Genomic DNA, 9090 nt, shown 5'->3' with positions numbered 1-9090 from the left:
CCGCCGCCGGATCCGGCATCCCCCGGGACGGCGACCGGCGCGCCCGGCGGCGGGAGCCACCGCCCGCCGGACTCCGAGGGCGTCGCGCCGGAGGTGGGCGCCCACCCGAAAGCCGGGGAGGGCCCGGTCTCCGGCCCGCGTCCGCCGACACCGCCGGATCCGCGACGGGCCAGGTCACGCAGGCCGCATCCGGCCGGTCCGGAACCCGGCACCGGGCCGCCCGCGTCCCACCCGGGTGGTTCCGACCACCCCCGGGGGTTCCGGTACTGATCGCCGATGTACTACCTTTGCTCATATGAGCAGTGCTTCATATGATGGACCGGCGGGGGCCACCTGCGCCGTCCGGGTGGTCGACCCCGAGAAGGTCGCCTACGTCTCGGCGGCCATGCCGGACGGCGACGCGATCACCGAGCTGACCCAGGTGTTCGGCCTGCTGGCCGATCCCGGGCGGCTGCGCGTCATCACGGCGCTGCTCGAAGGGGGCGAGATGTGCGTGTGCGACATCGCCGCCGCGTGCGGGCACTCCGAGTCGGCCGTGTCGCACGCGCTGCGGCTGCTGCGCGCGAGCCGGGTGGTCCGGGTGCGGCGCGCCGGCCGGATGGCCTACTACCGGCTGGACGACTCGCACGTCCGGATGCTGCTGGACATCGCCCTGACCCACGTAGGCCACACGAAGGAAGGCGCATGAGCGGCGAGGACACCGCCACCGGCGAGCACGCGGACACCCTGGGGAGGCCCGCGGCCCCCGGCTCCGGCGACGGCCACGGCACGGACCAGGGCCCTGGTCACGGCCCTGGTCATGACCCTGGGCATGGCCACGGGCACGGCGACCAGAGCCAGGACCGGGGACACGGGCACGGCCACGGCCACGGGCACGGCGTGTCCGCCGACGCGGACCGGCGCTACCTCATGGGCGCGCTCGGCCTGATCCTGGCGTTCATGGCCGGCGAGGTCGTGGTCGGCCTGGTCGCCGGATCGCTGGCGCTGCTGTCGGACGCCGCGCACATGCTGACCGACGCGTTCGCGATCGTGCTGGCGCTGATCGCGATGCGGATCGCGGCGCGCCCGCCGCGCGGCGGCTACACCTACGGGCTGCGCCGCGCCGAGATCCTGTCGGCGCAGCTCAACGGGCTGACGCTGATCCTGCTCGCGGCGTACTTCGTGTTCGAGAGCGGGATGCGGCTGGCCGACCCGCCGAAGGTCCAGGGCGGGCTGGTGTTCTGGACCTCGCTCGCCGGCATCGGCGTGAACCTCGTGGCGACCTGGCTGCTCAGCAGGGCGAACCGGACCAGCCTGAACGTCGAGGGCGCGTTCCAGCACATCCTGAACGACCTGTACGCGTTCATCTCCACCACGATCGCGGGCGCGGTCGTCTGGCTGACCGGCTTCGCCCGCGCGGACGCGATCGCCTCGCTGGTCGTCGCCGCGCTGATGCTGAAGGCGGGCTGGGGCCTGCTGAAGGACGCGGGCCGGGTCCTCATGGAGGCCGCCCCGGCGGGCCTGGACCCGACCGAGATCGGCACCCGGCTGGCCGACCGTCCGTGCGTCCGCGAGGTGCACGACCTGCACGTCTGGGAGCTCGGCTCCGGCTACCCGGCGCTGTCCGCGCACGTCCTGGTGGACCCGGCGGGCGACTGCCACGGCGTCCGGCGCGACCTCCAGGAGCTGCTGCGGGACGGCTACGGGATCACGCACACGACCCTCGAGGTCGACCACAGCGACGACCAGTTCCACTGCGAGGACCCGCACGGCCCCCGCCATGTCGCGGACGGCCTCGCCGAGGAGCCCGCCGCGGCGTCCGGTGCGGCGTCCGGCGCCCAGCCGCCCTGCGGCCACTGATCACCAAGCCCGGGAGCCCCGTGTGGACCTCGCTCGCGCAGAGGTCCACACGGGGCTCCGCCCGTGCCGAGGGGGCCGGTCCGGTCAGAGGGCGAGGAGCTTGGCGGCGCCGTCCCAGCAGACGGCGCGCAGCCAGTCGTCGCCGAGGTCGAGCCGGACGAGCCCTTCGAGCTGGTGCGCGTAGGTGTAGGGGATGTTCGGGAAGTCCGTGCCGTACAGGATCCGTCCGGCGAGGCCGAGGTCGCGCAGGCGCGGGAGCTCGGCGGCGGGGAACGAGCCGAGGCCGCCGGTGAAGTCCACGAACACCATGGTCGTGTCGAGGTGGACGGCCGGGAACCGGTCGGCGAGGTCGAGGAACCCGGTGAACTCGGGCGCGCCGAGGTGGGCGACGACCGTCCGCAGCCCGGGATGGCGTTCCAGCACCTCGCCGAACGGGCCGGGCCCGGTGAATCCGTGGGCGACCGGCCCCGAGCCCGCGTGCACGAGGGCGACCGCCCCGGCGTCGGCGATCATGCCCCAGACCTCGTCCAGCTCGTCCGCGCGCGGGTCGAAGCCGCCGACCTGGAGGTGCACCTTGAACACCTTCGTCCCAGCGGCGAGGGCGCGCTCCACGTAGGACGGGGCGGACGGCTCGGGGAAGAACGTCCCGGTCGGGACGCACTCGGGGACGCGGGCCGCGAACTCGGCGGCCCAGCCGTTCAGCGCCTCGGCCATGCCCGGTTTGTGCGGGTACAGCAGCGAGGTGAACGCCCGCACGCCCATCGACCGCAGGTGCTCGACCCGCTCGTCCTCCGCCCACCGGTACCGGATCGGCCACTCGTGCCCCACCAGCGGCCCGGCCTCGTCGAAGTAGCGCCACACGGCCGTGGTCAGGCGCGGCGGCATGAAGTGGACGTGCACGTCGATCAGGCCGGGCAGGCCCAGCTCCCGCCAGACGCCGGCGACCCAGGAGTCCGAACGCGGTTCAGTCACCCCGCGAGCCTAGCCCGCCCGCGCGGAGCCCGGACCCGCGAGCTCGGCCAGCAGCAGCGGCAGCGCCGCGTGCAGCTCGCGCCGCCAGTACGCCCAGCCCTGCCTGCCCCGGTAGAAGTGGGTGGAGACGGGGATGCCGAGCTTCTTCAGCTTTCCGGTGAAGTCGCCGCTCAGCGCCCGGGACAGCGCCTCGAGCGCGGCGGGGCCGTCCGGTCCGGACGCCGGGAGCGGGTCCAGGGGGCCGGGGGCGCCGTCGCCGGACGCCACGTGCAGCCGCACGCCGGACAGCCGGTCGGCCAGGTCATAGGGGTTGTGCTGCCGCCACACGATGCGCTGTTCGCGCGGGTCGCCCCAGACGTCCGTCCAGGCCGCGCCGCGAGCGCCGACCGCGACGGCGAGTTCGACCAGATCGGAGACGTCCAGGCCGCCTGGTTCGTTGTGCAGGGTGTGGAGCGGACCGCTGAAGGACGCCGCCGCGCGGAACAGGCCACGGTGCCGCGCGGCGTAGGCGAGCGCGCCCAGTCCGCCCTGCCCGACGCCCGCGACCGCGCGGGACGTCCCGGCGCCGTAGCCCCGTTCGAGGATCTGCCGCAGCTCGGTCAGGTGGAAGGTCTCCCAGCGCGGCGGCCCGCCCGTCCCCCGGTTCCACCAGTCGGTGTAGAGGCCGCAGGGGCCGCCGTCCGGCATCACGACGAGCACGTCGAGCCCGGCGGTGAGCTCCTCGACGTCGGTGTGCCCGGTCCAGGACGCGTGGTCGCCGCCCGTCCCGTGCAGCAGCCACAGCACCGGCCAGGTGCGGGCCGAGCCGCGCCGCCAGCCGGGCGGCAGCAGCAGCCTGACGTGTGCGACCGACGGGAGCACGGGCGACCGGACGGCCAGGTCGAGCACCCGCTCGCCGCGCCTGCGCTCGCCGACCACGGTCGCCCCGTCGTCGGCGGCGGGGGCCGGCGCGGGGGCGGGCCCGCCCGGCGCGATGGACAGCGGAGTCAGCAGCCTCGAGGTCACCGCCAGCCCCGCGAGTCCCGCGAGGGCCGCACCGGTGATCAGTCCGGCCCGGAGCCGACCGTGCCGCCGCATTGTTCCGCCCCGCTTAAAACCATCAACTTTGAGGTACTTATTCCCCGCACCAAGAGCCTTATAACGCAGGGTAATCACGGAAAGGGCTGTTTTGCCGCGTTCGAAGAAGGAGCTGGAAGCCGCGATCCGGAGCGGGTCCGGCCGCGCCGTGCTGATCGTCAACGCCCGGTCCCGGCGCGGCCGCCGCCTGCACGAGCGGGCGCGGACCCTGCTCGCGGGCGCGGGGCTGGAGTTCGCCGAGATCGTGCCCGTGACCGACCCGACCGGTCTGGGCGCGCTGTTCCGCCGCGTCCTCGCCGACGACCCGGACCTGGTCGTCGTCGGCGGCGGGGACGGCACGGTGGCCGAGGCCGTCAAGCATCTCGCCCACCGGGACATGGCGCTCGGCGTCCTGCCCCTGGGCACCACCAACAACTTCGCCCGCAGCCTGGAACTGCCCATGGACCTGGCCGGCGCGGTGGAGGTCCTCGGCTCGGGCAAGGTCGCCGACGTGGACGTGGGCTGGTTCCAGGGCACCGGCGACGACACCGACGACGAGCCCGAGCCAGGGGCCGGGCCCGGGGAGCCGATCGACGCCTCGGCCCCCGACGGGCTGGACGGGGCGTCCCGCGGCCACGTCTTCGCCAACATGGTCAGCCTCGGCCTGTCGGTGGAAGTCGCCCGGCACGTCCCGCACGAGCTGAAGCGGGTGCTGGGCCGCCCGGCGTACGCGCTGACGGCCGCCCGGCTGCTCCCCCGGCACGACCCGTTCCGCGCCACGATCGAGATCGACGGCGAGACGACCGAGGTGGAGACGCACCAGCTGAACGTCGCCAACGGCGCGCACCACAGCGGGCAGCGCATCGCGCGCGACGCCAGCCCCGACGATCGCCTCCTCGCGGTCTACCGGCTCGGCGACGAGCGGCGGCTGCGGCTGGCGTCCGCGACCGCGCGGCACGTGCTGACCGGCCCCTGGCGGTCGCTGTCGGAGGGCGCGTTCCTGACCACCCAGCACGTCCGGATCGCGACCGACCCGCCGCTGCCGGTGGACGTGGACGGCGAGATCCGCGGCCGGACGCCCGTCACGATCCGGTTGCTCGGCAACGCCCTGCGCGTGATCGTCCCGCAGTCCTTCCACGACACGTGAGCAGCCCGGTGCCGCCGCCGTCCTCCAGCGGATGCCCGGCGTAGGTGACCTGCTTGGTGAGGGACCTGCCCGGTGCCGTCCAGGATCAGGGCCGGAGTTCGCGCAGGTCCTCCTCGGTGAGCGCCAGGTCCCCGGCGGCCACGTTCTCCTCCAGATGGACGGGGGAGGACGTGCCGGGGATCGCGAGGGTCACCGGCGACAGCGCCAGGAGGCCCGCCAGCAGCACCTGCGCCGGAGTGGCGCCGTGCCGGGCGGCGACGGCCTTGAGCCGGGCGTCGTCCGGCACGCCGAACCCGCCGAGCGGGAAGTACGGCACGTAGGCGATCCCGTCGCGCTCGCAGGTCCGGAGCATCTCGGCGTCCGCGGGCTGCGTGACGTCGAACCGGTTCTGCACGGCCGCGACCGGCGCGATGGCCCGGGCCTCGGCGAGCTGCGCCGCGTCCACGTGGCTCACCCCGAGATGCCGGACCAGCCCCTCCTCGCGCAGCGCGGCGAGCGCCTCGAACCGCTCGGCGATCGACTCCCCGCCCGGCGCCTCGATGCCGCCGGGCCGCAGGTAGACCAGGTCCAGCCGGTCCAGGCCGAGCTCGCGGAGGTTGCGCTCGACCTCGCCGCGCAGCTCGCCCGCGGCGAGCTGCCCGGTCGGCATCGGCGCGCCCGGCTCGCGGCGCGGCCCGACCTTCGTCGCGATGACCAGATCACTCGCGTAGGGGTGCAGCGCCTCCCGGATCATGCCGTTGGCGGTGAGGTCGCCGAAGAAGTAGAACGCGGCGGTGTCGATGTGGTTCACCCCGAGCCCGACCGCCCGGCGGAGGACGGCGAGCCCGGTCTCGCGGTCGTTGGCGGGGCCGCCGCGCTCACTCGCCGGGAGCCGCATCGCCCCGAAGCCCATCCGCCGAACCTGCAGGTCACCACTGATGTCAAAGGTCGTCATGGGGGTAAGCCTCGCGCCTCGCCCGGCATTCGGCGAGCCGCTGGCACCAAGCTGCCAACCCGCCGCACCGCTCCCGGCCGGGCCCCCGTCCGCGGCGTCTCTGGCGAGGCCCGCGGCGATGCCGGAGACTGGGGACGATGAGTACCGACCTTGATCAGAACGTCGTCCTGCGCGGTGAGCGCGAGCTGGTCGAGCGCGCCGCGCCGCTGTTCGCCGACGCCCGCGAGGAGTTCGTGTGCGCCGCCGCGCATCCCCGGACGTGGGCGCTGCCGGGCGCCCACGAACGGATCGTCGCCGCTCGCCGGGCCCGTCCCGGCGTCCGGGCGTACAAGCTGTACAGCAGCGACGTGCTGGCCGACGCCACCGCCGTCCGGGTGCTGAAGGACCTCGCCGGACACGGCCCGCGCGTGCGCGTCCTGGACGGCCCCGTCCCGCACGAGACGATCGTCGTGGACCGCCGGGTCGCGGTGATCGCCGGAGAGCCGCGCGCCGGGGACCGCGAGTTCACCGTCGTCCGCAGCCCCGCCGTCGTGGCGGGTATCCTCGCGCTCTACTGGGCCACCTGGCACGGCGCCGTGGACCTCGCCGCCCGCACCGCCGCGACCCCGGCGCTGGGCGAGCAGAGCCGCGCCATCCTCGCCCTGCTGGCGGACGGCATGACCGACGAGGCCGCGTGCCGCCGGCTCGGCATCTCCCTGCGCACGTACCGCCGCCGCGTCGCCGAGCTCATGGAGCTGCTGGACGCCGACTCCCGCTTCCAGGCGGGTCTCCGCGCCCGCTCCCCCGGCCTCGTCCCGTAACACGCCCGCGCGGCGACTCCGGACGAGCGAACGGAACGTCGGACCACGGCCCGCCGCCACGACCATCTGAACGGTCCCGGCGCTGGCCGCCGCGACCATCTGGACGTTCCGGTGCCCGCCGCCGCGACCGCCTGGACGGTGCGCCGCCGCACCGCCTGACGCGGCGGCGGACCCGCGCCCAGCCTCGCGGGTCCACTATGAGGTCGCGATCCCGCCAGCCCGGACCGCCGCGCACCGGTTGGCTCGACGCCATGACGTCCACGGCCGCCCCGACCGCCCCACCCCGCACCCGACCACCCGGCTGGCCCGCGGTGCTCGCGGTGACGATGGGCATCTTCACCATCGTCACCACCGAGATCCTCCCCGTCGGCCTGCTCACGTCCATCGGCTCCGGCTTCACCGTCTCGGACGGCACGGCCGGACTGATGATGACCATGCCCGGCTACCTCGCCGCCGTCGCCGCCCCGGTTCTGACCGTCTCGACCGCGCGGCTCGACCGCCGCCTGATGCTGTGCGCGTGCCTGCTCCTACTGGCCGTCGCGAACGTCCTCGCCGCAGCCGCCCCGGCGTTCTGGACGCTGCTGCTCTCGCGCGTCCTGGTCGGCGTCGTCATCGGCGGCTTCTGGTCGATCGCGGCCGGCCTCGCCGACCGCCTGGTCGCCCCGCCCCAGGTCCGCCGCGCGACCGCCGTGGTCTTCTCGGCCGTCCCGCTGGGCTCGGTCTTCGGCGTCCCTCTCGGCACGCTCATCGGGGACGCGGCGGGCTGGCGCACCAGCTTCGCCGTCATGGCCGCACTCTCCGTGGCCGTCCTGGCCGCGCTGGCCGTCTTTCTGCCGCCCTTGCCCGCCGAGCAGGCCACGCGCCTGACAGTGCTCCGTTCCGCGCTACGCGTCCGGAACACCTGGCGGGCCCTCGCGCTCACCGTCCTGATCGTCCTGGCCCATTTCGGGGCCTACACGTACGTGACGCCGTTCCTGGAGCAGGTCACGCATGTCTCGCCCACCGCGTTCCTCCTGCTCTACGGCGTCGCGGGCCTCGCGGGCAACTTCCTCGGGGGCCTGATGGTCGCGCGGCGCCCGGCCCTGACGTCCGCCATCGCCGCAGGCCTGATCGCGCTCGCGACTCTCGCCCTTCCGGCGGTCGGACACAGCCCCGCCGGCACGGCCGTCCTCCTCGCCCTCTGGGGAGTCGGCTACGGAGCCATCCCGGTCTGCTCCCAGACATGGTTCTCCGCCGCGACTCCCGGAACCCCCGAGGCCGCGTCCGTCCTGTTCACCTCGTCCTTCCAGGCGACGCTCTCCACCGGAGCGTTGGCAGGCGGCCTGGTGGTGGACCGGACCTCCCCGTCGACGGTCATGCTCTCGGGCGGTGCGACCGCGGCCCTGATGCTGCTCCTGCTGGTGTTCTGGTCGGCGTCCACCACCACGAGGACGTGACACCCCCGCCCCGACGCCCGGCCCGGTGCCTCACTCTGCCAGCGGGGCTCTGACCGTTCAGAGGTAGACGCTGACCTCGATCAGGTTCCGGTCCGGGTCCCGGACGTAGACACTCCGGATCGGGCCGGTGGCGCCGGTGCGCTCCACCGGCCCCTCCTCGATCGTGACACCGTGCGCGGCGAAGTCCGCGATCACCTGCTCCAGGGAGTCTCCGCTGATCAGGCAGAGATCAGCACTTCCCGGTGTAGGACGATGCGCCTTCGGCTCGAACTCGCGGCCGGCCTCATGCAGGTTGATCTTGCTGTTTCCGAAGGCCAGAGCGGTACGCCCGGCCCCGAACGTCACGGCCTCCATACCGAGAACACGGGTGTAGAAATCCACGGTGACCTGGATGTCCGCGACGGTCAGCACCAGATGATCAAGCCGGTCGATACGCATGTCCGAACCCTAGGACGCCGCCAACTCGCGTGATCACCCAGGATGACCCGAAGCCGCCGGTTCAGCCGGGGAACACTCGGAAAATAAGAAAGGCCCCGCCAGTGATGGCGGGGCCTTTCCCATGGGAAAGAAATGTCCCATGGGAAATGAAGTGAGGCCCGCCACAAAGTGGCGGGCCTCACATATGTCCGGCGGCGTCCTACTCTCCCACACAGTCTCCCATGCAGTACCATCGGCGCTGAGGGGCTTAACTACCGGGTTCGGGATGGGACCGGGTGTTTCCCCCTCGCCATAACCACCGAACGATCAACGCACAACCCCAGATGGGGTCGGCAAGTCTCGTTCGAGCCGTCAGGCTCACTATTCAACTGTACGGTCCGACCAGGTTGTTTCCTGGGAACCACACAGGGACGCGAACATTTCTTGCAGCGATTGGTTTGAACGTTCAGTGTGTTCAAGCCACTCGGC

General features: G+C 73.4%; 9 protein-coding genes and 1 rRNA gene. 5 read left to right on the top strand and 5 right to left on the bottom strand.

Translation table 11 applies throughout. From position 1 onward, the window contains the following. The first annotated feature begins 295 nt into the window (after positions 1–295). Entirely contained in the window at positions 296–688 is a 393-nt protein-coding gene (locus tag DZF91_RS01050; RefSeq protein WP_117355646.1) for an ArsR/SmtB family transcription factor, read from the top strand. After that, positions 685–1839, top strand: a complete 1155-nt coding sequence (locus tag DZF91_RS01045) for a cation diffusion facilitator family transporter (protein ID WP_117355645.1) — start codon at positions 685–687, stop codon at positions 1837–1839. Before DZF91_RS01050 ends, DZF91_RS01045 begins: the two co-directional genes overlap by 4 nt. 84 nt (positions 1840–1923) lie before the next feature. Here DZF91_RS01045 and DZF91_RS01040 read toward each other — a convergent pair whose 3' ends face one another. Next, complete coding sequence (locus DZF91_RS01040) at positions 1924–2811, bottom strand: amidohydrolase family protein (protein ID WP_268915907.1); 888 nt, start codon at positions 2809–2811, stop codon at positions 1924–1926. A gap of 9 nt (positions 2812–2820) precedes the next feature. After that, complete coding sequence (locus DZF91_RS01035) at positions 2821–3888, bottom strand: alpha/beta hydrolase (protein ID WP_117355644.1); 1068 nt, start codon at positions 3886–3888, stop codon at positions 2821–2823. 91 nt (positions 3889–3979) lie between these two features. Between DZF91_RS01035 and DZF91_RS01030 the strand changes: the two genes are divergently transcribed. Then, on the top strand, positions 3980–5014 hold the full coding sequence (locus DZF91_RS01030; protein WP_117355643.1) for a diacylglycerol/lipid kinase family protein: 1035 nt from the start codon (positions 3980–3982) through the stop codon (positions 5012–5014). 85 nt (positions 5015–5099) lie between these two features. Here DZF91_RS01030 and DZF91_RS01025 read toward each other — a convergent pair whose 3' ends face one another. After that, positions 5100–5948 (bottom strand): oxidoreductase, encoded by an 849-nt coding sequence (locus DZF91_RS01025; protein ID WP_117355642.1) that lies wholly within the window; start codon positions 5946–5948, stop codon positions 5100–5102. A 137-nt stretch (positions 5949–6085) separates the two neighbouring features. Between DZF91_RS01025 and DZF91_RS01020 the strand changes: the two genes are divergently transcribed. Both DZF91_RS01020 and DZF91_RS01015 read left to right on the top strand, forming a co-directional pair. After that, the gene (locus tag DZF91_RS01020) at positions 6086–6748 is read left to right on the top strand and encodes a helix-turn-helix transcriptional regulator (protein WP_117355641.1); all 663 of its coding nucleotides are present in this window, start codon (positions 6086–6088) and stop codon (positions 6746–6748) included. Positions 6749–6999: 251 nt separating this feature from the next. Then, the gene (locus DZF91_RS01015; protein WP_117355640.1) at positions 7000–8184 is read left to right on the top strand and encodes an MFS transporter; all 1185 of its coding nucleotides are present in this window, start codon (positions 7000–7002) and stop codon (positions 8182–8184) included. Positions 8185–8241: 57 nt separating this feature from the next. Here DZF91_RS01015 and DZF91_RS01010 read toward each other — a convergent pair whose 3' ends face one another. After that, complete coding sequence (locus DZF91_RS01010; protein ID WP_117355639.1) at positions 8242–8622, bottom strand: VOC family protein; 381 nt, start codon at positions 8620–8622, stop codon at positions 8242–8244. 186 nt (positions 8623–8808) lie between these two features. Then, positions 8809–8925 (bottom strand): 5S ribosomal RNA (gene rrf, locus DZF91_RS01005). Between the last annotated feature and the right edge of the window lie 165 nt (positions 8926–9090).

It is taken from the genome of Actinomadura logoneensis (genome assembly GCF_003428695.1).
Lineage (GTDB): Bacteria > Actinomycetota > Actinomycetes > Streptosporangiales > Streptosporangiaceae > Spirillospora > Spirillospora logoneensis.
The sequence above is the reverse complement of the archived record's forward strand: the minus strand, read 5'-3'. Positions and strand labels throughout refer to the sequence as shown.